The following is a 24,078-nucleotide window of genomic DNA, read 5'->3' on the forward strand; positions in this document are numbered from 1 at the left end:
GGGCGCTCAGCCTCGTACGATATGAGGGGTTTTGGCAATTTTGCGCGACCGCGGGGGACGGGCCGCGACGAGAGCGGCCACCTCGCGGGTGAGGTCGGCGCGGGCTTGGTTGCGGGCGCGATCGGCGAGCATGGCGTCCCAGGCGTTGTCGCGGGCCGTGCGGACGTTCGCCGGGCCCACCACCGCGCGCTGCACGTTGGTGACGAGATCGGCGGCCGCGGAGACGACGGCTCGGGAGACGGCTGCGATGCCGGCCGGCTGTTCCGGGGCGGGCCTTCTATCGGTCACGGTCAACTCCACGTCGATCACTCTCGGCTGGTCGCGTCGGGGAAAACTCCGGAAGCAAGTGTGCCCCGAATCCAGGATCGCGGGGCCGTATTTCCAAGGCGTGACGATGCCGTCAACGCGCCGTGGTATCCACCGATCAGATGAGGTGCCGCAGCGCAGACCCGTGCGACACCTGTGATTGAGGTGACAAGATGCGTGGGCAGGCGGCATTATGCCGCAGCCCACCTCGTGAGGCGCGCCATACCCCGGGGGCTTGCCGAGGACCGCCACCTCCTAGCATCGGGCGGAGGACACCCGGAGAGGGGAGTCATTTCGTGACATCCGATCAGCAGGCGGAAGCGGGCACTGGCGGACCGCAGAACGTGCTGGAGGAGATTCTCGCCGGAGTGCGCGAGGACGTGGCGGCCCGGCAGGAGCGGGTGCCGCTGGAGCGGGTTCGGGAGGCAGCGGCGACGGCGCCGCCGGCGATCGACGCCTACGCGGCGTTGCGCAAGCCCGGCGTCGCGGTGATCGCCGAGGTGAAGCGGTCGTCGCCGTCGAAGGGCGCGCTCGCCGACATCCCCGATCCAGCCGAGCTCGCGGGCGAGTACGCGGCGGGTGGCGCCCGCTGCATCAGCGTGCTCACCGAGGGCCGGTGGTTCGGCGGCTCGCTCGACGACCTGGCGGCGGTGCGTGCCTCGGTGCGGATCCCGGTGCTGCGCAAGGACTTCGTGGTTTCCGCGTACCAGGTGCATGAGGCCCGCGCGCACGGCGCCGATCTGGTGCTGCTGATCGTGGCCGCCCTCGAGCAGAACGTTCTCGTGGGCCTCCTGGAGCGGATCGAGTCGCTGGGCATGACCGCGCTGGTCGAGGTGCACAACGAGGAAGAGGCCGATCGGGCGCTGGAGGCGAACGCGAAGGTGATCGGGGTGAACGCCCGGGACCTGCGCACCCTCGAGGTGGACCGGTCGGTGTTCGAGCGGATCGCGCCCGGTTTGCCAAATAATGTCGTGAAAATTGCTGAATCGGGGGTGCGGGGACCGCACGATCTGATTCGGTACGCGTCGGCGGGGGCCGACGCCGTGCTGGTGGGAGAAGGGCTCGTGACGCAGAAGTCGCCCCGGGACGCGGTGGCCGAGCTGGTCAACGCCGGCAACCACCCCGCGACCCCGAGGCCGGTGCGATGAGCGCCCCGACCTTGCCCGACTTGTCTGGGCATTTCGGGCGGTATGGCGGTCGGTTCGTGCCCGAGGCGCTCGTGCGGGCGCTCGACGAGCTGGATGCGGTATATCGGACAGCCAAGACGGATCCGATATTCCAGGCCGAATTCGCTGATTTGCTGAAAAATTATGCGGGAGTGCCGTCGCTGCTCTACCGCGCGACCCGGCTCAGCGCGAAGGTCGGCGCCGAGATCCTGCTCAAGCGCGAAGACCTGAACCACACCGGCGCCCACAAGGTCCGCAACGTCCTCGGCCAGGCCCTGCTCGCCAAGCGGATGGGCAAGCCGCGGGTGATCGCCGAGACCGGCGCCGGCCAGCACGGCGTGGCCAGCGCGACCGCCGCGGCCCTGCTCGACCTCGAGTGCGTCGTCTACATGGGCGAGATGGACACCCAGCGCCAGGCGCTCAACGTGGCCCGCATGCGGATGCTCGGCGCCACGGTCATCCCGGTGACCAACGGCTCGCGCACGCTGAAGGACGCCCTCAACGAGGCCCTGCGCGACTGGGTGGCCAGCGTGGACACCACGCACTACCTGCTCGGCACGGCGGCCGGGCCGCACCCGTTCCCCGAGATCGTCCGCGACTTCGTGGGCGGGATCGGGTACGAAGCCCGCGCCCAGTCCCTCGACATGCTCGGCCGGCTGCCCGACGCGGTCGCGGCCTGCGTGGGCGGCGGGTCCAACGCGATCGGCATATTCCACGCGTTCGTGCCCGACGAAGAGGTCCGGCTGTACGGCTTCGAGGCCGGCGGCGAAGGCGTCGAGACCGGGCGGCACGCGGCGTCGATCACCGGCGGCTCGTCGGGGGTGCTGCACGGCGCCCGCACGTACGTGCTGCAGGACGAGGACGGCCAGACGGTCGAGTCGCACTCGATCTCGGCCGGCCTCGACTACCCGGGCGTCGGACCCGAGCACGCCTGGCTGCACGACACCGGGCGGGCGACCTACGAGCCGGTGACCGACGCCGAGGCGATGGCCGCGTTCCAGCTGCTGTGCCGCACCGAGGGGATCATCCCGGCGATCGAGAGCGCGCACGCCCTCGCCGGCGCTGTGCGCATAATCCCGGCTTTGTCCGAAGAGATCGGGCGCAAGCCGACCATCCTCGTCAACCTCTCGGGTCGCGGCGACAAGGACGTGCACACGGCCGGCGCCTACTTCGGCATTCTCGACGAGACCGAGACCCTGGTTCCCGGAGAACAAGAGTGAGCATTTCGGACGTTTTCTATAAGGCAAAGTCCGAGAACCGGGCCGTCCTGGTCGGGTGCATGCCCGCCGGCTTCCCGACCGTGGAAGACAGCATCGCCTCGATGATCGCCATGCACGAGGCCGGCTGCGACGTCATCGAGGTCGAGCTGCCCTACTCCGACCCGGTGATGGACGGCCCGGTGATCCAGAAGGCGAGCGACATCGCCCTGGCCGCCGGCGTCCGCACCCGCGACACCCTGCACATCATCGAGCAGGTCGCCAAGGCCGGCGCCGCGGTCGTGCTGATGACCTACTGGAACCCGATCGAGAAGTACGGCGTGAACGCGTTCGCCCGCGACCTCGCCGCGGCCGGCGCCACCGGGATGATCACCCCCGATCTGATCCCCGACGAGGCGCAGGAGTGGATCGCCGCGTCCGACGAGCACCACATCGACCGCACGTTCCTCGTCTCGCCGTCGTCGACCGACGAGCGGATCGCGATGACCGTGGCGAACTGCCGGGGCTTCGTCTACGCCACCGCGCTGATGGGCGTCACCGGCGCCCGCACCTCGGTGTCGCGGCAGGCCCCCGACCTGGTCGCCCGCGTGCGGCACGCCGATCGCGACATGCCGGTCGGGGTGGGCCTGGGCGTCGGCAACGGCAAGCAGGCCGCCGAGGTGGCCGCGTTCGCCGACGGGGTGATCGTGGGCAGCGCCCTGATCCGTTGTGTTCTCGACGCCCCCGACCGCGCGACGGGCCTCGCCCGGCTGCGTGCGCTCAGCGCGGAGCTGGCCGAAGGAGTACGCGAAAAGTAGGCGTGCCCTGGTAGTCCGCCGCGGGCGTCGCGACGGTAGCGTGTGCACCCGTGATAGTTGCCGCGATTCCGAGCCCGACGACGTCAGTCTGGCACGTGCTGGGCCTGCCGATCCGGGCGTACGCGCTCTGCATCGTCCTGGGCATCGTCGCCGCCGTCCTCATCATGGAGTATCGGCTGCGTGCCCGCGGCGTGGCCCACTGGGCCTCGCTCGACATGGCGGTGTGGGCGGTGCCGTTCGGCATCATCGGCGCCCGCATATATCACCTGATCACGTCCCCGCAGGACTACTTCGGCTCCGGCGGGCACCCGATCGACGCCCTGTACATCTGGAAGGGCGGCCTGGGCATCTGGGGCGCGGTGGCCGGCGGCGCGCTCGGCGCGTGGATCGCCGCCCGCCAGCTGGGCCTGCCGCTGAGCGTCTTCGCCGATTCGCTGGCGCCCGGGCTGCCGGTCGCGCAGGCGATCGGCCGGTTCGGCAACTGGTTCAACAACGAGCTCTACGGCAAGGCCACCACCCTGCCCTGGGGCCTGCGCGTGCACGACATGGACCAGAACAACCCGGGCCACGCGCTGACCATCGACGGCGAGCCGGTCACCAAGGCCGGGCTGTACCAGCCGACCTTCCTCTACGAGGCAGTGTGGGACATCGGGGCGGCGGTGCTCGTCTGGCTGCTCGACCGCAAGTACAAGTTCGGCCGGGGGCGGGCGTTCGCGCTGTACGTGATGGCGTACACGGCGGGCCGCTTCTGGATCGAGATGCTGCGCATCGACGAGGCCAACCACATCCTCGGCATCCGGCTCAACGTGTTCGTGGCGATCATCGTGTTCGTGGCCGCGCTGGCGTACTTCGTGATCGTGCGCGGTCCCCGGGCGTACGTGGTGCCCGACGACGCCCCCACGTCCGCGGAGGAAGCCGGCGAGCAGGCCGAGGGCCCGCACCGCGCGCCGAAGGCCTACCAGGTCGTCAGCGAGTCCCGTTTCGAGGCGTACCGGAGCACCGGTGTTCTCCCACCTGACACCCCCGAAGACATAGCGCTCGAGAGAGCGGCCGGCGGGCACCCGGCCGAACACGACCCGGCCGGCCCCGCGGGCAACACCGAGGCCGTCCTGGCCACCGGAGCGGCCGCAACCAACGGCCCCGACGGCGCCACCGGCGGCGACGCCGAAGTGGACAAGCGCCCCGCCGACGAGAACTGACGCGCGGCCGTGCGCACGGCCGTGGTGGTGGGCGCGGGGATGGCGGGTCTGGCCACCGCCGGCGCATTGTCGCGCGCCGGCTGGCAGGTGATCCTGCTCGAGCGCGGTGAGCGGGTCGCCGCCCCGCCCACCGCGCTGGTGCTCTGGTCCAACGGGCGCCGCGCCCTGCAGGCGCTCGACCCCGACGGCGGATGGTCGGCGATCGCGGCGCCGCTGCCCGACGGCGGGGTGCGCCGCCCCGACGGCCAGTGGCTGATCGAGCCCCGCACCCGGGTCGGCGCCGGCCCGGCCCCCGCGGTCGTCCACCTCGAAGACCTGTACGACGCGCTGGTGGCCGGCCTCGGCGACCGGGTGGAGATCCGCACCGGCTTCGAAGTGACCTCGGTACGCACCGGCCCCGGCCGGCGCCCCTCGGTCGGCGACGGCCGCACCCAGATCGAGGCCGACCTGGTGGTGGCCGCCGACGGTATCGACAGCCCGGTCCGCCGCGCGCTCGCGCCCGAGTCGGTCGCGGTCGGCTCCGGCTTCGCGGCCTGGCAGGCGGTGATTCCGGCGTACCGGGCGCCCCGGCTGACCGCGGAGCAGAAGGCCGGCGGCGAGACGCTCGGCGCCGGCTACCGGTTCGTCTCGATGCCGCTCGGCGAACGGGCCGCCGGCAAGGGCGGCATCTACTGGGTGGCCACCGCGGCCGGCGCGCCCCGGCCCGAGCCGCCCGCCACCCAGCTCGCGCTGCTGCGCCGCTGGTTCGCCGACTGGCACCCGCCGGTCGGCGACCTGCTCGAGGCGACCGACGCCGACGACCTGGTGCCGCAGGAGGTGCGCGAGCTGCGGCCGCTGCCCCGGGCGTACGGGTTCCGCTCCGGCCGCGGCGGCGTGGTGCTGCTCGGCGACGCCGCCCACGCCATGCCCCACCACCTCGGCCAGGGCGCCTGTCTCGCCTTCGAGGACGCGGCCACGCTGCGCTCGCTGGTCGCCGACGCCGCGCCCGGTGAGCCCCTGGTGGCGGCCATCGAGGCGTACAGCCGGCTGCGCCGCCCCCGCACCACCAGCGTGGTCCGGCAGACCCGCCGCATGTCGGCGGTCGTGCAGGCCCGCGGCCGGCTCGCGCTGCGCGCTCGCGACGCCGCCCTCAACCACATGCGCCCGCGCATCCTCGGCGGCCACGCCCACGGGCCGGCCGACTGGCTGCCGCCGGAGTGACGGTTCATCCCACCCGGATGACACCAGGCCCGGGCCGGACCGCCGACGATGACAGCGTGCTGGCCCGCCTCGACCGGTTCCAGCGGGCGCACGCCTGGGCCGGCTTCCCCCACGCGGTGATCCGCAAGTACTTCGACGACGACGGCCCCCGGCACGCCGCCCTGATCACGTACTACGGCTTCCTCAGCCTGTTCCCGCTGCTGCTGCTGGGCGTGGCGGTGATCTCCCGGCTGCTGGCCACCGACCCCGAGCTGCGGCACAACCTGATCACCGCGATCGTCCCGCCCGCGCTGCAGTCCACCGTCGACGACGCCGCGGCCGCCCTGCCCACCTCGCCGGCGGCCTTCGTGATCGGCGCGGTCGGCCTGCTCTACTCGGCGACCGGCGTGGTCTACGCCGCCTACCGCACCGTCAACCACGTGGCCGGCGTCCGCATGCGCGACCTGCCCACCCCGGTCGGCGCCTACCTGCGGGTGGTCGGCGTCGTGCTCCTGCTGCTGGCCGGCGTCGTGGCCGGCGGAAGTCTCACGGTGGCCGGCGCCGCGCTGCCGGGCCTTGGCGTCCCCGATCGCCTGCTGGCCGCGCTCGGCACCGGATTCTCGGCGTTCGCGGTGCTGCTCCTCGGCGTCCGCATCCTCCTGCTGCGCCGCGCGCCCTACTCGGCGCTGTGGCGTGCCGCCGCCTCCGCCGCCCTGCTGCTGGCGCTCGTGCTGCACGTGGGCGCGCCGCTGCTCACCGCGCTGGTGCGCAAGGCGGGCCCGGTCTACGGCGCCTTCGCCACGGTGGCGGGCCTGTTCGCCCTGCTCTACCTGGTCAGCCAGGCCCTGGTCCTGGTGGCCGAGGCCGCGGCCGTGCGGCAGGCCCGGCTCTGGCCGCGTGCCCTCGACTGGGCCGATCCCACCGAGGCCGACGAGCGGGCCCTGGCGTTGCTGGCCCGGGAGCAGGAGCGCATCGCCGGGCAGGTGGTCGAGTCGCGCGTCATCCGCGGCGCATGATGCGTGGCGCCGGGCCTGGCCGAACGCTCGGTACATGGCTGACTATCCGCTCATCGCCGACCACGGCCTGATCGGCGACCTCCAGACGGCCGCGCTGATCGCCACCGACGGGTCGGTCGACTGGTTCTGCGCGCCCCGCTTCGACTCGCCGAGCGTGTTCGGCGCCATCCTCGACCACGATTCCGGCGGCTATTTCCGGATAAATCCCGGCAGTTCCGCCGGGCGGCAGTTGTATGTTCCCGACACCGCCATCCTCATCACCCGGTTCATGACCGAGGCCGGTGTGGGCGAGGTCATCGACTTCATGCCAATATCCGGAAAAATCCGTACCGATGTCCACCGCCTGGTCCGCCTGGTCCGCTGCGTCCGCGGCATCATGACCTTCCACGTGGATCTCGCCCCGCGGTTCGACTACGGCCGCCGGCCCCACGAGACCCACATGACGGAGGACGGCGCCGTCTTCGAGACCTCCACCGAGGCGATGACCGTCCACCTGGTCCGCGAGCCCCACGACGAGCGCCTGGCCCGCACCTGGACCGACGACGGCGGCGACATCCACGCCGAGGTGACCCTGCACGCCGGCGACCTGCGCGGCCTGATCCTCGAGACCGGCAAGGCCGGCCCGATCCGCCAGGTCCGCGTGGCCGAGGCCCGCCGCCTGCTCGACGACACCGTCCACTACTGGACCACCTGGCTCGACCGATCCACCTACCAGGGGCGGTGGCGCGAGGCCGTGGAGCGCTCCGCCATCACCCTCAAGCTCATGACCTACGCCCCGTCCGGCGGCCTGGTCGCCGCGCCCACCGCGGCCCTGCCCGAGCAGATCGGCGGCGAGCGCAACTGGGACTACCGCTACACCTGGGTCCGCGACGCGTCGTTCTCCGTCTACGCCCTGCTCGGCCTCGGCTTCACCGACGAGGCCGCCGACCTGGGCCGCTGGCTGGCCGACCGGGTCGACGAGCAGGGCGACGGCAAGGGCAGCGGTCCACTGCAGATCATGTACCGGGTCGACGGCACGAGCGATCTCACCGAGGAGGTCCTGGACCACTGGGAGGGCTACCGCGGCTCGGCGCCGGTCCACGTCGGCAACGGCGCCGCCGGCCAGCTCCAGCTCGACATCTACGGCGAGGCCATGGACAGCCTCTACACCGCCGACCAGCAGGGCCTGGCCGCCGGCCAGCGCGGCTGGCGCAAAATCAGCGACCTGCTGTCCTGGGTCTGCGAGAACTGGGACCAGCCCGAGGAGGGGATCTGGGAGACCCGGGGCGGCCGCCAGGACTTCACCTACGGCCGCCTGATGAGCTGGGTCGCGCTGGACCGCGGCATCCGCCTGGCCACCGAGCACGGCCGCCCGGCGCCCCTCGCGCGCTGGATCCGCGAGCGTGACGCCGTCTACGAGCAGATCATGCAGCTCGGCTGGAGCACGAGCCGCAAGGCCTTCCGCCAGCACTACGCCTCCGACGTCCTGGACTCCTCGCTGCTGCGCATGTCCAGCACCGGCTTCCTGGTGCCCACGGATCCGATGTGGCTCTCGACGCTCGACGCGATGTCCACCGAGCTGGTCACCGACAGCCTCGTCTACCGCTACGACCCGGCGGCCTCACCGGACGGCCTCCGCGGATCGGAGGGCACCTTCTCGCTGTGCACCTTCAACTACGCCGAGGCCCTGGCCCGCTCGGGCCGCCTCGCCGAGGCCCGGATGACGTTCGCCAAGATGCTCACCTACGCCAACCACCTGGGCCTCTATTCCGAGGAGATAGCCCTCACCGGCGAACAGCTCGGCAACTTCCCCCAGGCCTTCACCCACCTGGCCCTGATCAACGCGGCCCTGTTGTTGGATAAAACCCTTTAAATGCCAAAAACACCATATGGTACGAGGGCGGCCCGGCGAACCCGCCGTGCAAGGCCACGCCAGCTGCCGTCCCCGGTTCCATCGCGCCGCCGCCGGGCTTGGTTGCCAGGCCGCCGCAAAGACCGGGCGCCTCCGGCGCGCAACCACCGGCGCGTCGGCGCCCAGCGACCGGGCGCAGCGACCGGGCGTCCTCGGCGGCCAGGTCAGAGCGCGGCGGCGGCCGGTTCGGCGATGCAGGCCGTGCCGATGCGGCGGAAGCCGACCCGGCTGTAGAGCCGAGCCACGTCGTCGTCGCCCGCGGAGAGGAAGATCAGCGAGACACCGTCGGCCAGGGCGCGGCGGGCCAGCAGCGCCGTGAGCTGGGAGGCGTAGCCCCGGCCGCGCGCGGAGGGCAGCGTCGCGACGCCGGCGATCTCGGCGGTGTCGCCGTCGCGCATCAGCGCGCCGGTGGCCACGATGCCGTCGGCGGGCGAGGTGACCACGGCCGTCACGTAGGCGCCGCTCGCCGAGCGCCGGCGGAAGCCCTCGACCAGCTCGTCGCCGAGCTTCTCGGTGGCCGCGTCGCGCTCGGCCGGGCCGGCCACCTCGGTGACCAGCCCGGACTCGAGCGGCTGGGCGGTCTCGGCGGCCGCCGCGGCGACCTCCTCCAGCGGGCTCGCGGAGGGCGGGCTGCCGAAGGCGAGCTGTGCGACCGCCCGTGACACGGCCAGGTCGGTGGCGTAGGCGGGCGCGGCCGGGTCCAGGACGGCGATCGTCGCGCCGGGGACGGGCAGGTCGGGCAGCAGGGCGGGCGGGTCGAGCACCAGCAGCGGGGCCAGCAGCACGTCGAGGCCGGCCGAGCGGGCCACCGCGAGCAGGTCGGGTGTGGTCTCGTGGACCCACTCGAACGCCTCGGGGATCCCCAACTCGCGCTGCCGGCGGCGAGTCTCGGTAATATCGGCGGCAGACGGCGTTCCCGCCCCTATCCGGGGCCGAGCGTAATAGGGCCACCCCTCGCCCTCGCGAACGAAGAGCACAAGACCCCCGAAGTCCTCCACACGTGCGTAGGGTCGGGGGAGGGCGTCATAGAAACGCTCGAGCCTGACGAAGACGTCGGAATTCGGTTGCGCCACCGCGCGAGACTACCGAATGGCGCAGTGCCGCGCCTGTTGGCAATTGCTTCCCATACGTGCCGGTTCGTCCCGATCCAAGTGTGATCCATCCGAACTGGCGGAGATCGGTGCCCCTTAACGTAGACTCTAGAGACTTTGCAGGGCCGACGTCGTCCCGACCTTGATAGGAAACATCAGAGACGACAGGAGGCCCGGTGGCATATCCGCACCCCCAGGGACCGAGCCGACCCGCGGCGGAAGACAGCATGCCAAGCCGTGGGTTGTACGACCCGTCGACTGAGCGAGACGCCTGCGGTGTGGCTTTCGTGGCCGATCTGCATGGGCACCGCTCCCATGATGTGGTCGCCAAGGGCCTGTCGGCGCTGATCCGCCTCGACCACCGTGGCGCCCGCGGCGCCGAGTACAACACCGGCGACGGCGCCGGCATCCTCATCCAGGTCCCGGACGCGTTCTACCGCGCGGTCGCCGGTTTCGACCTGCCCGAGGCCGGCTTCTACGCGACCGGCCTCGTCTTCCTGTCCAACGACGGCGAAGACGCGGCCCGCGCGATCAATGTCTTCGAGAAGTACGCGCTCGTCGAGGGCGGCGAGGTGCTCGGCTGGCGCGACGTGCCGGTGCGACCCGAGGGTCTGGGCGCGACCGCCGACGAGGCCCGCCCGGTGATCAAGCAGGTGTTCGTGGCCGCGCACCGGCTCACCGACACCCCGGCCGGCCCCAAGGACGAGCAGCTGTCCGGCATCGAGCTCGACCGGGTCGTGTTCACCATCCGCAAGCAGGCCGAGCGGGAGTCGTCGCAGCGGGGCGTCGGCGCGTACTTCCCGTCGCTGTCCAGCCGGACGATCACCTACAAGGGCATGCTGACGCCCGACCAGCTGCCGCAGTTCTTCCCCGACCTGACCGACGAGCGGGTGGCCAGCGCGATCGCCCTGGTGCATTCCCGCTTCTCGACCAACACGTTCCCGTCGTGGCCGCTGGCGCACCCATACCGGTTCATCGCCCACAACGGTGAGATCAACACCATTCGCGGCAACAAGAACTGGATGGCCGCCCGCGAGGCGCTGCTGCAGTCGACGGTGCTGCCCGGCAACATCAAGCGGCTGTTCCCGATCAACACGCCGGAGGCGTCGGACTCGGCCAGCTTCGACGAGGTGCTCGAGCTGCTGCACCTGGCCGGCCGCACGCTGCCGCACGCGATGCTCATGATGATCCCCGAGGCGTGGGAGAACGACCCGGGGATGGAGGCCAAGCGCCGCGCGTTCTACCGGTTCCACGCCTCGCTGATGGAACCGTGGGACGGCCCGGCCGCCGTGGCGTTCACCGACGGCACCCAGATCGGCGCGGTCCTCGACCGCAACGGACTGCGTCCGGGCCGCTGGTGGCACACCGCCGACGGCCTGGTCGTGCTGGGCTCCGAGGCGGGCGTGCTCGATCTCGACCCGGCCACCGTGGTCGCGAAGGGCCGGCTGCAGCCGGGCAAGATGTTCCTGGTCGACACCGCCGCGGGCCGCATCGTGCACGACGACGAGATCAAGGCCGGGCTGGCCGCCGCCGAGCCGTACGAGGAGTGGCTGCACGCCGGGCTGATCAACCTGGCCGACCTGCCGCGGCGCGAGCACGTCATCTACACCCACGACTCGGTGACCCGCCGCCAGCAGGTGTTCGGCTACACCGAGGAGGAGCTCAAGATCCTGGTGACGCCGATGGCGCGCACCGGCGCCGAGCCGCTGGGCTCGATGGGCACCGACACGCCGATCTCGCCGCTGTCGACCCGCCCGCGGCTGCTGTTCGACTACTTCCACCAGCTGTTCGCGCAGGTCACCAACCCGCCGCTGGACGCGATCCGGGAGGAGCTGGTAACCAGCCTCGGCGGCACGATCGGCCCCGAGGCCAACCTGCTCGACCCGGGTCCGGCGTCCTGCCGGCAGATCGTGCTGCCCTACCCGATCATCGACAACGACGAGCTGGCGAAGCTGCTGTCGATCGACGAGGACGGCAACCTGCCCGGCTTCAAGGCGGTGCGGGTGTCCGGCCTCTACCCGCTGCGCGACGGCGCGCAGGGCATCAAGGCCCGGCTCACCCAGATCTGCCGGCACGTGTCGGAGGCGATCGAGGACGGCGTACGCATCCTGGTCCTGTCCGACCGCGACTCGAACGCCGACCTCGCGCCGATCCCGTCGCTGCTGCTCACCGCGGCGGTCCACCAGCATCTGGTACGCGAGCAGACCCGTACCCAGGTGGCGCTGGTCGTCGAGTCGGGCGACTGCCGCGAGGTGCACCACGCGGCCACGCTGATCGGCTTCGGTGCCGCCGCGGTCAACCCGTACCTGGCCTTCGAGTCGGTCGACGACCTGATCGCGACCGGCCCGCTCGCCGGGCTCGACCCGCGCGCCGCGGTCCGCAACTACGTCAAGGCGCTCGGCAAGGGCGTCCTGAAGATCATGTCGAAGATGGGCATCTCGACCGTCTCGTCGTACTGCGGCGCTCAGGTGTTCGAGGCCGTCGGCCTCGACAACAAGCTGCTGCAGCGCTACTTCGCCGGCACCAGCGGCCGGATCGGCGGCGCGGGTCTCGCCGAGATCCACGCCGAGGTGAAGGCGCGCCACGAGAAGGCGTACCCGGCGAACCCGGCCGAGCGCAGCCACCGGCGGCTCGAGGTGGGCGGCGAGTACCAGTGGCGCCGCGAGGGCGAGCTGCACCTGTTCAACCCCGAGACGGTGTTCCTGCTGCAGCACGCGACGCGCTCGAAGCAGTACGACGTGTTCCGCAAGTACACGGCGAAGGTCGACGAGCTCGCCGGGCAGGCGGGCTCGCTGCGCGGCCTGTTCGAGTTCAAGGACCGCACCCCGGTTCCCCTCGACGAGGTGGAGCCGGTCGAGGCGATCGTCAAGCGGTTCGCCACCGGCGCCATGTCGTACGGCTCGATCTCCGCGGAGTCGCACGAGACCCTCGCGATCGCCATGAACCGGCTGGGCGGCAAGTCCAACACCGGCGAGGGCGGCGAGGACGTCGAGCGCCTGTACGACCCGGCCCGGCGCTCCGCGGTCAAGCAGATCGCCTCCGGCCGCTTCGGCGTGACCAGCGAGTATCTCGTGAACGCCGACGACCTGCAGATCAAGATGGCGCAGGGCGCAAAGCCCGGCGAGGGCGGCCAGCTGCCCGGCAACAAGGTGTGGCCGTGGATCGCCAAGACCCGGCACGCCACCCCGGGCGTCGGCCTGATCTCCCCGCCGCCGCACCACGACATCTACTCGATCGAGGACCTCGCCCAGCTGGTCCACGACCTCAAGATGGTCAACCCGCGCTCGCGGGTGCACGTCAAGCTGGTCAGCGAGATCGGCGTGGGCACGGTCGCGGCCGGCGTCGCGAAGCTCAAGGCCGACGTCATCCTGATCTCCGGCCACGACGGCGGCACCGGCGCGTCCCCGCTGAACTCGCTGAAGCACGCCGGCTCCCCGTGGGAGCTGGGCCTGGCCGAGGCGCAGCAGACGCTGCTGCTCAACAAGCTGCGCGACCGGGTCACCGTGCAGGTCGACGGCCAGCTCAAGACCGGCCGCGACGTGATCGTCGCGGCGCTGCTGGGCGCCGAGGAGTTCGGCTTCGCGACCGCGCCGCTGATCGTGTCGGGCTGCATCATGATGCGCGTCTGCCACCTCGACACGTGCCCGGTCGGCATCGCCACCCAGAACCCGGTGCTGCGCGAGCGTTTCACCGGCAAGCCCGAGTTCGTCGAGAACTTCTTCCTGTTCCTCGCCGAGGAGGTCCGCGAGTACCTGGCCGCCCTCGGGTTCCGGAGCATCGACGAGGCGATCGGCCACGCCGAGGTCCTCGACATCCGCCCGGCGGTCGACCACTGGAAGGCGCAGGGCCTCGACCTGTCGCCGATCCTGTTCGTGCCCGACCTGCCCGAGGACGCGGCCCGCCGCGGCATCCGCGAACAGGACCACGGCCTCGACAAGGCTCTCGACAACAAGCTCATCGAGCTGGCCCGGCCGGCGCTCGACGGCGGCGACAAGGTCAGCGAGGAGCTGCCGGTCCGCAACGACCAGCGCAGCGTCGGCGCGATGCTCGGCGGCGAGGTGACCCGCCGCTTCGGCGGCGCCGGCCTGCCCGACGACACCATCACGTTCACCCTGCGCGGCACCGGCGGGCAGTCGTTCGGCGCTTTCCTGCCGCGTGGCGTCACGCTGCGGCTGATCGGCGACACCAACGACTACGTCGCCAAGGGCCTCTCCGGCGGGCGGGTGAGCGTGCGGCCCGACGAGGCGGCGCCGTTCATCGCCGAGGACCACATCATCGCCGGCAACACCATCCTGTACGGGGCGACCACCGGCGAGCTGTTCCTGCGCGGGCGGGCCGGCGAGCGGTTCGCGGTGCGCAACTCGGGCGCCTCGGCCGTCGTCGAGGGCGTCGGCGACCACGGCTGCGAGTACATGACCGGCGGCACCGTGGTGGTGCTCGGCCCGACCGGGCGCAACTTCGCGGCCGGCATGAGCGGCGGCACCGCGTTCGTGCTCGACCTGGTGCCCACTCGGGTCAACCCGGAGCTGGTCGACCTGACCCCGCTCACCGACGACGAGCAGAACGTGCTGCGCGGCCTGGTCGGCAAGCACCTGGCCGAGACCGGCTCGGCGGTCGCCGACAAGCTCCTGGCCGACTGGCCGGCCGCGGTCGAGCGGTTCACCGCGGTGGTGCCGCGCGACTACAAGCGCGTGATGGAACTGATCAGGACCGCCGAAGCCGCCGGTCGCAATGTCGACGAGGCGGTAATGGGGGTCAAGAGTGCCTGATCCGAACGGCTTTCTCCGCTACGAGCGGCAGCTGCCCAAGCGGCGCCCGGTGCCGGTGCGCATCCGCGACTGGCGGGAGGTCTACCCGCCCGCCGGCGAGGATCTCATCCGCGACCAGGCGACCCGCTGCATGGACTGCGGCATTCCGTTCTGTCACGAGGGCTGCCCGCTGGGCAACCGCATCCCCGACTGGAACGACCTGGTGCGCACCGGGGCGTGGCAGGCCGCCGCCGAGTCGCTGCATGCCACCAACAACTTCCCGGAGTTCACCGGGCGGCTGTGCCCGGCGCCGTGCGAGGCCGCCTGCGTGCTCGGCATCTCCGACGACCCGGTGACCATCAAGCAGGTCGAGGTCGAGATCGCCAACCACGCGTTCGATCTCGGCTACGTGCGGCCGCAGCCGGCGCCCGCCCCCAGCGGCTTCAAGGTCGCCGTGGTCGGCTCCGGCCCCGCCGGCCTCGCCGCCGCCCAGCAACTGGCCCGGGCCGGGCACGCGGTCACGGTCTTCGAGCGCGACGACCGGATCGGCGGCCTGCTGCGCTACGGCATCCCCGACTTCAAGATCGAGAAGCACGTCGTGGACGCCCGGCTCGCCCAGATGGAGGCCGAGGGCGTCGTCTTCGAGACGGGCGTGAACGTGGGCGCCGACGTCACCGCCGACGACCTGCGCGAGCGCTTCGACGCGGTGCTGCTCGCCGCCGGCGCGCTCGCCGGCCGCGACACCCCGTCGACGCCCGGGCGCGACCTGAACGGCGTGCACCTGGCCATGGAGCACCTCGTCCCGGCCAACCGGATCGTCGCCGGCCTGCAGGAGACGACCCCGATCGACGCCGCCGGCAAACACGTCGTGATCATCGGCGGCGGCGACACCGGCGCCGACTCCCTGGGCGTCGCCCACCGGCAGGGCGCGGCCAACGTGATCCAGCTCGACCAGTACCCACTGCCCCCCGAGGCGCGGGCCGCCGAGCAGCACCCATGGCCCACCTGGCCGATCATCCTGCGCAACTACCCCGCCCACGAGGAGGGCGGCGACCGCGTCTTCGGGGTCGCCGTGCAGGAGTTCATCGGCGACGACCGGGGCAACGTCACCGCGGTCCGGGTGGCCGAGGTGGTCGTCGAGCGCGTCGACGGCGTCCGCACGGTCACCGTCACCCCGGGATCGGAGCGCGACCTGCGCGCCGACCTGGTGCTGCTCGCCATCGGCTTCGAGGGCACCGAGCAGCAGCCGCTGCTCGAGCAGTTCGGCATCACCCGCAACAAGCGGGGCGTGCTCGACGCCGACCACACCTGGCAGACCGACGCCGAGGGCGTCTTCGTCGCCGGCGACATGCACCGCGGCGCCTCGCTCATCGTGTGGGCGATCGCCGAGGGCCGCTCCGCCGCCGCCGCGATCCACGACTACCTCGGCGCCAGGGGCGAGCTACCGGCCCCCGTCCGCGCCAGCGCCCAGCCCCTCGGCGTCTGACCCATTTGCTCTGCTCACCTGCCCACTGGGCCTGACAGGTGAGCAGTGCTGCGCGTCTTGGTGGGCAGTGCTGCGCGTCTTGGTGAGCAGAGCAAAGGGCGCGGTTGGCTAGGGTGGGTCCATGCGGATCACGGTGCTCGGCGGCGTCGGGGCGTTTCCTGAGCGGGAGCGTGGTTGCAGTGGATATCTGCTGCGGCACGAAGGATTCACCCTGCTCATCGACCCGGGCTACGCCACACACCAGGCGCTGCTCGGCCACGTCGGGGTCGGCGACGTGGACGCGGTGCTGGTCACGCACGGGCATCCGGACCACTGCGCCGACCTGCACCCGCTGCTGCGGACCCGGGCGATGACCGGGGTGCCGGGGCCGCTGCCGCTGCACGCGCCGGCCGGGGCGCTGGACGCGGTGCTCGCGCTCGACGCGCCGGCCACCCTGGCCGGCGCCTACCAGGTGCACGACCTGCCGATGCCGGGGCGGCTCACGATCGGGCCGCTCACCGTCGACACCCAGCCGCTGCCGCACTTCCTGCCGAACGCGGGGGTGCGCATCACGGCCGGCGGCGCGAGCGTCGCCTACACCGGGGACGCCGGTGGCAAGGCGGCCTTCGCGGAGCTTGCCGGCGGGGCCGACCTGCTGATCGCCGAGGCCACCCACGCGACCGAGCTGCCGCCGCGTATGGTGGGCAACCTTGGCACCGCGCTCGACGCGGGCGAGCTCGCGACCCGGGCCGCCGCGAAAGCGCTGTGGCTCACCCACCTGTGGCCCGGCAGCGACCCCGCGACCCACCGCACAGCCGCGGCGACTGCCTACGACGGCTCGATCACGGTCGCCGTTCCGGGCCTCGAGTGGGACGCATCCTGAGCCACCCGGACGCGAGCCACCCGGACGCCAGCCACCCGGACGCCAGCCACCCAGACACGCGAGACTCGCCTCGGAACGTCTCCGCGCACGCAGGTCGCGCTCGCACGGCGGGCGCGGTCATCGTTGCGGTCTGTCACGGTGCCATGCCTCGTACCCCATAGGGGGTTGTCGTGGCACCCACGGTGGGCGAACCGATTAAGCTGTCACGCGCGGTCGTCGAAGCCCGCCCTAGGCGCAGTGCGCTCGCCAGAAGCAGCTGGTGGGAAGGCCACGCTTACCGTTCATCCCCATGACGGGGGTCGGCCAGCGGGCCGATCCGAAAGAGAGACTAGCCTGATGGCTGTGACACGCCGCGTAAAGATCGTCTGCACCATGGGACCCGCCACCGCATCCACCGAGCGCATGCTCGGGCTCGTCGAGGCGGGCATGGACGTGGCCCGCCTGAACTTCAGCCACGGCAGCCACGAGGACCACCAGCAGGTGTACGACCTCGTGCGCGAGGCCGCCCGCCAGACCGGGCGGGCCGTGGCCGTCCTCGCCGACCTGCAGGGCCCGAAGATCCGCCTGGGCAAGTTCGCGAACGGGCCGCACGTGTGGAGCACCGGTGACCTGGTGACCATCACGAGCGACGACGTCCTCGGCACCCCCGACCGGGTGTCGTGCACCTACAAGAAGCTGCCGCAAGAGGTCAAGGTCGGCGACCGCCTGCTCATCGACGACGGCAAGGTCGCCGTCGAGGTCGCCGCCGTCGAGGGCAACGACATCCGCTGCCTGGTCATCGAGGGTGGCCCGGTCAGCAACAACAAGGGCGTCTCCCTGCCCAACGTCGCCGTCAGCGTCCCCGCGATGAGCGACAAGGACGAGGAAGACCTGCGCTTCGCGCTCGGCCTCGGCGTCGACCTGATCGCGCTGTCGTTCGTCCGCTCGCCCGACGACATCAAGCTCGTGCACGCCATCATGGCCGAGGAAGGCCGCACGGTCCCGGTCATCGCCAAGGTCGAGAAGCCCGAGGCGGTCGACCACCTCGAGCAGATCGTGCTCGCCTTCGACGGCGTCATGGTGGCCCGCGGCGACCTCGGCGTCGAGCTCCCGCTCGACCAGGTGCCGCTGGTGCAGAAGCGCGCCGTGCAGCTGTGCCGCGAGAACGCGAAGCCGGTCATCGTCGCCACCCAAATGCTCGAATCGATGATCGAGAATTCGCGCCCGACCCGCGCCGAGGCCTCCGACGTCGCCAACGCGGTGCTCGACGGCACCGACGCCGTGATGCTGTCCGGCGAGACGTCGGTCGGCAAGTACCCGGTGCTCACCGTCAGCACGATGGCCAAGATCGTGTCGACCACCGAGGGCGGCTCGATCCCGGTCCCGCGCCTGCAGCACGACCCGCGCACCCATGGCGGCGCCCTCACCGTGGCGGCCTCCCAGATCGCGCGCAACATCGGCGCCAAGGCCCTGGTCGCGTTCTCGCAGACCGGCGACACCGTCCGCCGCCTCTCCCGGCTGCACTGCGAGCTCCCGCTGTACGCGTTCACCCCGGTCCCCGCGGTCCGCGACCAGCTGGCGCTCAGCTGGGGCGTCGAGACGTTCCTGACCGACTTCGTCCAGCACACCGACGACATGTTCCGCCAGGTCGACGCCAAGATGCTTGGCCTCGGGCTGGCCAAGCCGGGCGACTTCGTGGTCGTCGTCGCCGGCTCCCCGCCGAACGCGCCGGGCTCGACCAACACGCTGCGGGTGCACCAGCTCGGCTCGCTGGTCGACCCGTTGACCGTGTGATCGCTCGCACCGCGCGGCGCTCGGCCGCTCGTCGTCCCTGGGCCCGGGCTTAGGCTCAGGGACGTGACCCCACTACGCGGACAGGCCGCCGTCGACCAGCTGCTCGAGATCCTCGACCTCAAGCAGGTCGACGCGGCCACGTTCGTGGGAGAGAGCCCGCAGACGGGGGCGCAGCGCGTCTTCGGCGGGCAGGTCGCGGGCCAGGCGCTGGTGGCGGCCGGGCGGACAGTCGACCCGTCCCGCTTCGTGCATTCCCTGCACGGCTACTTCGTACGACCGGGCGACCCGACCGAGCCCATCCAGTTCACCGTCGAGACGATCCGCGACGGCCGGTCGTTCTCGGTGCGGCGGTCCACGGCCCAGCAGCACGGGCGGACGATCTTCTTCATGTCGGCCTCCTTCCAGGTGCAGGAGGAAGGCCTCGACCACTACCTGCCGGCGCCCCACGACGTGCCCGGGCCCGCGTCGGTGCCGACGATGGACGACTGGGTACGGCGCTATCCCTCGCGCGCGGGGATCTTCGCGTCGTCGCCGCAAGCCATCGACGTGCGATACGTCGGAGTGCCGGGCTGGGTGCCGCCCGGGGACCGCGATGCCAGCGAACAACAGCGAGTGTGGATGCGGATAAACGGGGATCTGCCCGACGACCCGCTGATTCACGCCTGCGCGCTGACCTATGCGTCCGATCTTTCGCTGCTCGACTCGGTGCTGTCCGCGCACGGCGAGGTGTGGGGGCCCGGCGGGGTGATCGGGGCCAGCCTCGACCACGCGCTGTGGCTGCACCGGCCGTTCCGCGCCGACGAATGGTTCCTCTACGACTGCACCAGCCCCTCCGCCAGCGGAAGCCGCGGGCTCGCCACCGGGCGGATGTTCACCGAGGACGGGCGGCACATCGCCAGCGCCGTCCAGGAAGGGCTGCTGCGCCGGGTCGGGGAAAGGCCCCGCCCGGCGGGATCCCGGTCCGGCGACTGACCTTTGGCGGATCCCACCCGGCGGGGCCGGGGACACATTCCTCAGTGATGCTTCTCGTCGCCGACGGCCGCCTCCTCGGCGCCCTCCGGCGTGTCCGGCACCGGGGGCAGATCGTCCGGCACCCGATGAGCCGCCGCCGCGCCCGTCCCCGTCACACCCGCCTGCGCGATCATCGAGTCCAGATCCTTCGTCGTCCGCACCACTTCGTCGTGGAAAGTCTTCGGCCCCGGCCCGGCCCGATGCTTCGCCCGCGCGGTCTGCGGCGTCTCCTCGAAATCCGTCAGACCCGCCGAATAACCCGCGACGCCCGCCGCACGCTCCGGCGTCAGATGCAGAACCTCATGGCGTACGCCGGAAACCTCCCGCAACCGCAGCGCCGTCACCAGATCCGCGATCGCGCGCAGCACACCCACCCCGCCCAGCACCAGAATCACCGGATCGGTCGCCCGCGCGAGGGGTCCCGCCGCATAGAAACCCAGCCCCACCTGCGTCACCCCCAGCGCCAGCACCAGCCCCCAGGTCCGATCCGTGCCCCGGTTCATCGTCGACACCGCGACGTCCAGCGCGCCCCGCACCATCAGGAACCAGCCCACCAGCGACGCCGGCGTCGCATACGTCGCGTCCCGACCGAGCAGCAGCACCCCCGCCGTCGCCGCGAACAACAACGACATCCCGGCGTTCAACCACCACGTCCGCGTGCCCGCCAACGCCCGGACCGCCTCACACAACGCCCCGAACAACACCACCGGCCCCGCCACCGCCGCGACATCCACCGGCTCCAGCCGCAGGACACTCCACGCGATCGCCAGCCACGCGACCCCCGCGAACATCAGAAAACCCCACATGCTGTCACGCACAACCGTCATGGGTGAGGAACCGGACCACAACATGAGGCCTCCAGCCGAAGGTGTCCCTGCCATGACAACATCCGCGCCCCGACCCGACCGGCGGTTCGCGCAGATTCACAGCGGTGCGCCAGGTCGTGTTCGATCCGCCCGCCGACGGGGTAAGGCACGCACAACCCGCCCACCCCCGGAGCCCGCCCGTGCGACGCCCCACCCCCGCCGACCAAGAGCTCGAACAAGCGCTCCACGCCGCCCAGGACGGAGACCCACACGGGTTCGCCCAGCTCTGGCGCGGACTCCAGCCCGCCGTCCTGCGCTACCTGCGCGTCGTCATCGGTGACCAGGCCGAGGACGCCGCCAGCGAAACCTGGCTGCACGTCATCCGCGACCTCGGCCGCTTCACCGGCGACCTCGCCGCCTTCCGCGGCTGGCTCTTCCGCATCGCCCGCCACCGCGCCCTCGACCTCCGCCGCCGCCGTTTCGTCGCGCCCGGCACCGCCGTCGACGGCGTCGCCCTCGACGCCGCCACCCTGGCCATCGAGGGCTTCGGCACCGACTGGGCGCTGCGCATCATCGCCACCCTCCCCGCCGACCAGGCCGAAGCCGTCATGCTCCGCATCGTCGCCGGCCTCGACGTCGCCACCACCGCCCACATCCTCGGCAAACGCCCCGGCGCCATCCGGATAGCCACGATGCGCGGACTCCGGCGCCTCGCCACACACCCCCAGGTAGGTGCCCGAACCGCACCTGCGTCGGCCGGGGAGGTGTAACAAAATGCGGACGCCGCGCGCTTTTCTCCATGCGATGCGCACCCGAAGAACCCACCGCATCGGCCACGCCGAGGCCGACCAACTGGTCGCCGGCGACCACCCCGGACACGTCCCGCTCCAGCAGCTCCTCGACGCCGCATGCGCCCCGGCAACGGCCGACGAGCTCCGAGGCGAGAAGGCCGCGGTCGCCGCCTTCACCGCGCACCGCAAAAGTGCTGCCCGAGCCGCACGCCGGACCCCGGCAAGGACGCGGACCGCAGTCGTGACCATCACGGCCGGCCTGGCTCTCCTGTCCTTCACCGGAACCGCCGTCGCAGCCCGCACCGGCAACCTCCCCCAGGGAGCCCAGCAGCACGCACACCGCCTGTTCTCGGCGCTGGGCGTACCAGCGCCGAGAACAGGCCCCCCGCAACCCGTCCCCTCCACCACCCCCACCATCACGGCCCTGGCCTGGTGCGACGCCTGGCCCGGCGGCAGTCGCGGCGTGACCCCGCCCGGGAACGCAAGTCCGCCTCGCGGCGCGAGACCGCCTCACACCGTGAGCCCGCCTCGCGGGGCGAGCCCGCCTCGTGGCGCGAGCCCGCTGAACGGCGAGGACAGGCGCCGGCTGGTGACCGCGGCCGGGGGAGAGGCGGCGGTCGACCGGTACTGCGCGGAACTCCGCCGATCGGCCTCCGCCTCGCCCTCGGCCTCCCTCCCGGCCTCCCCTTCGGCCGGAACACCGACGCCGCCGCCGTCTCGCGGAAGCGCGGCGCCCGGCCGGTCGCCGGCACCCGCCGGCGGCCCCGGATCCGCCACGCCGCCGGGCGCGCCACCGACAGCGACGATGCCCACCGCCACAACACCAGAGGCGGCGCCATCGACGGTCACGCCGCCACCCACCGCGGTGCCCCCGAACGCGCCGCCGCGGACGGGAGCGCCCGCGCCTTCGCCGCCGGCCCGGTGAGGGCGAGCACGGTCGGTCAGCGCACGCCCGTCACCCGTCCCCGATTACCCGCAAGGTCAAAATCACGGAGAGAGACGGGAGCGCGCCCGTTTGCTTCGCCGGCCGATGTGGGATCGGGCAAGATCGGCCATCGCGTCACCACTTCGGCCCGACGAACTCGTCGAGCCGCGCCACCGCCTCCCTCCGCGCCACCGACAGCATGTTGGGACGGCACATCCGCCAGCTGACATCGAGGCGGTCGAGCGATTCCTGGCACAGCCGCATGATGTCGTGCGATTCGTTCGAGAAGTTGTACCGCGGATATTCGTACGATCTATGGCCGCGCCTTATTCGATTCGTTACACGGCAGCCATCGGAGTGAAATAGGCCGCGCAGCAATTGACCCGGGTGCCGGTCGACGATCGGTATTTGCCAGGACGCAAGATATATCGGCCGACGATGTTTGTGCCCAGGCCCGTGCTGAGGCAACAGGCAGGGCCAATGTCGCGAGTAGCTCTGCACTCCGACGCAGCCCTGTTTCTGTACTCGTTGGACGCTTCGCGCGTTGACGGCGAGCATCGCGGCCGCACACTCGTCGATCAGCCCGGGCCACGCGTCGGCACAGAAGACCCGGAGGACGGGAACCCTGGCCGCGGTCACGAGATGCCCGTCGCCTAGATATAGGCCTAGAAGGTAGGCATAGGACTCTTGATCGTTTGGCGCCCGCGGTGGTTTCGCGCATCGCGGACATCTCGACGGCAGTGCGTCCAACTCGGCGCGACGGCGTGCCCGATCACCGTAGAACCAATGGCCGACGGTGTTTCGGGACAGGCCGAGGGTCTTGCAGATCTGGCCGAAGGAAACGCCCTGCGCACGTAGCTTCAATGCGTGTTCGCGGATGTGGGGTGGATGCATGGCCCACATCTTCGAACAGGGGTACGACATTTCTTGTGTTGTGCCGGGGACGGGATTCGAACCCGCATGTCCTTTCGGACAAATGATTTTGAGTCATCCGCGTCAGCCGATTGCGCCACCCCGGCGTGCACGAGTACGCGTGACAAGGTCACGCTGACCCGAGCAAGGGACAGCCTACCTACTAGGCTTAGGGCGGCGACACCCACATACCGGGGTGTCGCGACTTCGGGAGTGTTGGGGGTAGGGGTTCCGTGGCCGACACGCAGGCTGGGGCCGATCGCAAGCGGGTGCTGATCGCGGAGGACGAGGCCCTCATCCGACTGGACCTGGCCGAGATGCTGGTCGAAGAGGGCTACGACGTGGTCGGGGAGGCCGGTGACGGCGAGACCGCCGTGCGCCTGGCCGAGGATCTTCGCCCGGACCTGGTCATCCTCGACATCAAGATGCCGATCATGGATGGGCTGGCGGCCGCGGAGCGGATCGCGGGCGGCCGGATCGCGCCGGTGGTCATTCTGACCGCGTTCAGCCAGCGCGACCTCGTGGAGCGGGCGCGGGCCGCCGGCGCCATGGCGTACCTGGTGAAGCCGTTCCAGAAGTCCGACCTGGTGCCGGCGATCGAGATCGCCCTGTCGCGGTACTCGGAGATCTCCGTCCTGGAGTCGGAGGTGGCCGGTCTGACCGAGCGTCTGGAGACGCGGAAGTCGGTGGAGCGTGCCAAGGGCGAGCTGATGACGAAGTACCAGATGACCGAGCCGCAGGCGTTCAAGTGGATTCAGCGGACGGCGATGGACCATCGTATGACGATGCGTGAGGTGGCGGACCGGATTCTGGCGGAGAGTCAGGAGGCGGGGGGCGCGCCGCAGGCAACGAGTTGATCTCGCCGTAACGCTGATGTTGTAACACCTCCTCCTGCCTGGGAA

Annotated in this window: 19 protein-coding genes and 1 tRNA gene; 14 read left to right on the plus strand and 6 right to left on the minus strand. The window is 71.4% G+C overall.

Features of this window, described 5'->3' with window-relative positions; translation table 11 throughout:
* Positions 1-6: 6 nt before the first annotated feature.
* Positions 7-288, minus strand: coding sequence for a hypothetical protein (locus ACIA5D_RS44860; protein WP_396036782.1), 282 nt, complete (start codon positions 286-288; stop codon positions 7-9).
* A 362-nt stretch (positions 289-650) separates the two neighbouring features.
* Between ACIA5D_RS44860 and trpC the strand changes: the two genes are divergently transcribed.
* Genes trpC through ACIA5D_RS44895 form a run of 7 tightly spaced genes read left to right on the plus strand, consistent with a single transcriptional unit; the run spans position 651 to position 8,732 of the window.
* Positions 651-1,454, plus strand: a complete 804-nt coding sequence (trpC, locus tag ACIA5D_RS44865) for an indole-3-glycerol phosphate synthase TrpC (protein WP_396036814.1) — start codon at positions 651-653, stop codon at positions 1,452-1,454.
* Positions 1,451-2,692 carry a tryptophan synthase subunit beta gene (gene trpB, locus ACIA5D_RS44870; RefSeq protein WP_396036784.1) on the plus strand — a complete coding sequence of 414 codons (1,242 nt, stop codon included), beginning with the start codon at positions 1,451-1,453 and terminating at the stop codon, positions 2,690-2,692. The genes trpC and trpB overlap by 4 nt, the downstream gene beginning before the upstream one ends.
* Positions 2,689-3,486: a tryptophan synthase subunit alpha gene (trpA, locus tag ACIA5D_RS44875; protein WP_396036785.1), complete on the plus strand. Its 798-nt coding sequence runs from the start codon at positions 2,689-2,691 to the stop codon at positions 3,484-3,486. The genes trpB and trpA overlap by 4 nt, the downstream gene beginning before the upstream one ends.
* Before the next feature lie 50 nt (positions 3,487-3,536).
* Complete coding sequence (gene lgt, locus ACIA5D_RS44880; RefSeq protein WP_396036786.1) at positions 3,537-4,685, plus strand: prolipoprotein diacylglyceryl transferase; 1,149 nt, start codon at positions 3,537-3,539, stop codon at positions 4,683-4,685.
* Positions 4,686-4,694: 9 nt separating this feature from the next.
* On the plus strand, positions 4,695-5,885 hold the full coding sequence (locus ACIA5D_RS44885; RefSeq protein ID WP_396036787.1) for an FAD-dependent oxidoreductase: 1,191 nt from the start codon (positions 4,695-4,697) through the stop codon (positions 5,883-5,885).
* Positions 5,886-5,902: 17 nt separating this feature from the next.
* Entirely contained in the window at positions 5,903-6,880 is a 978-nt protein-coding gene (locus ACIA5D_RS44890) for a YhjD/YihY/BrkB family envelope integrity protein (protein ID WP_396036788.1), read from the plus strand.
* A 34-nt stretch (positions 6,881-6,914) separates the two neighbouring features.
* The gene (locus ACIA5D_RS44895; protein WP_396036789.1) at positions 6,915-8,732 is read left to right on the plus strand and encodes a glycoside hydrolase family 15 protein; all 1,818 of its coding nucleotides are present in this window, start codon (positions 6,915-6,917) and stop codon (positions 8,730-8,732) included.
* 203 nt (positions 8,733-8,935) lie between these two features.
* Here the strand turns inward: ACIA5D_RS44895 and ACIA5D_RS44900 are convergent, their stop codons facing one another.
* Entirely contained in the window at positions 8,936-9,637 is a 702-nt protein-coding gene (locus ACIA5D_RS44900) for a GNAT family N-acetyltransferase (protein WP_396036790.1), read from the minus strand.
* Positions 9,638-10,089: 452 nt separating this feature from the next.
* Here ACIA5D_RS44900 and gltB point away from each other — a divergent pair, with 452 nt between their 5' ends.
* From gltB to ACIA5D_RS44925, 5 genes are all read left to right on the plus strand, one after another.
* Positions 10,090-14,631, plus strand: a complete 4,542-nt coding sequence (gene gltB, locus ACIA5D_RS44905; RefSeq protein WP_396036791.1) for a glutamate synthase large subunit — start codon at positions 10,090-10,092, stop codon at positions 14,629-14,631.
* The gene (locus tag ACIA5D_RS44910; RefSeq protein WP_396036792.1) at positions 14,624-16,096 is read left to right on the plus strand and encodes a glutamate synthase subunit beta; all 1,473 of its coding nucleotides are present in this window, start codon (positions 14,624-14,626) and stop codon (positions 16,094-16,096) included. The genes gltB and ACIA5D_RS44910 overlap by 8 nt, the downstream gene beginning before the upstream one ends.
* A gap of 121 nt (positions 16,097-16,217) precedes the next feature.
* Entirely contained in the window at positions 16,218-16,958 is a 741-nt protein-coding gene (locus tag ACIA5D_RS44915; RefSeq protein ID WP_396036793.1) for an MBL fold metallo-hydrolase, read from the plus strand.
* 336 nt (positions 16,959-17,294) lie between these two features.
* The gene (gene pyk, locus ACIA5D_RS44920) at positions 17,295-18,731 is read left to right on the plus strand and encodes a pyruvate kinase (RefSeq protein ID WP_396036794.1); all 1,437 of its coding nucleotides are present in this window, start codon (positions 17,295-17,297) and stop codon (positions 18,729-18,731) included.
* A 63-nt stretch (positions 18,732-18,794) separates the two neighbouring features.
* Positions 18,795-19,703, plus strand: coding sequence for an acyl-CoA thioesterase (locus ACIA5D_RS44925; RefSeq protein ID WP_396036795.1), 909 nt, complete (start codon positions 18,795-18,797; stop codon positions 19,701-19,703).
* 41 nt (positions 19,704-19,744) lie between these two features.
* Here the strand turns inward: ACIA5D_RS44925 and ACIA5D_RS44930 are convergent, their stop codons facing one another.
* Positions 19,745-20,569 carry a hypothetical protein gene (locus ACIA5D_RS44930; protein ID WP_396036796.1) on the minus strand — a complete coding sequence of 275 codons (825 nt, stop codon included), beginning with the start codon at positions 20,567-20,569 and terminating at the stop codon, positions 19,745-19,747.
* Positions 20,570-20,748: 179 nt separating this feature from the next.
* Between ACIA5D_RS44930 and ACIA5D_RS44935 the strand changes: the two genes are divergently transcribed.
* Positions 20,749-21,318, plus strand: a complete 570-nt coding sequence (locus ACIA5D_RS44935) for an RNA polymerase sigma factor (protein WP_396036797.1) — start codon at positions 20,749-20,751, stop codon at positions 21,316-21,318.
* 531 nt (positions 21,319-21,849) lie between these two features.
* Here ACIA5D_RS44935 and ACIA5D_RS44940 read toward each other — a convergent pair.
* From ACIA5D_RS44940 to ACIA5D_RS44950, 3 genes are all read right to left on the minus strand, one after another.
* A complete protein-coding gene (locus ACIA5D_RS44940) occupies positions 21,850-22,188 on the minus strand; it encodes a hypothetical protein (RefSeq protein WP_396036798.1) in 339 nt (112 codons plus the stop codon).
* A 211-nt stretch (positions 22,189-22,399) separates the two neighbouring features.
* Entirely contained in the window at positions 22,400-23,158 is a 759-nt protein-coding gene (locus ACIA5D_RS44945; protein WP_396036799.1) for a transcriptional regulator, read from the minus strand.
* A gap of 41 nt (positions 23,159-23,199) precedes the next feature.
* Positions 23,200-23,283, minus strand: a tRNA-Leu gene (locus tag ACIA5D_RS44950).
* 126 nt (positions 23,284-23,409) lie between these two features.
* On the opposite strand from ACIA5D_RS44950, the gene ACIA5D_RS44955 reads away from it, so the two are divergent.
* A complete protein-coding gene (locus ACIA5D_RS44955; RefSeq protein WP_396036800.1) occupies positions 23,410-24,033 on the plus strand; it encodes an ANTAR domain-containing response regulator in 624 nt (207 codons plus the stop codon).
* Positions 24,034-24,078: the final 45 nt, after the last annotated feature.

This window comes from Actinoplanes sp. NPDC051513 (genome assembly GCF_044454685.1).
Taxonomy (GTDB): Bacteria; Actinomycetota; Actinomycetes; order Mycobacteriales; family Micromonosporaceae; genus Actinoplanes.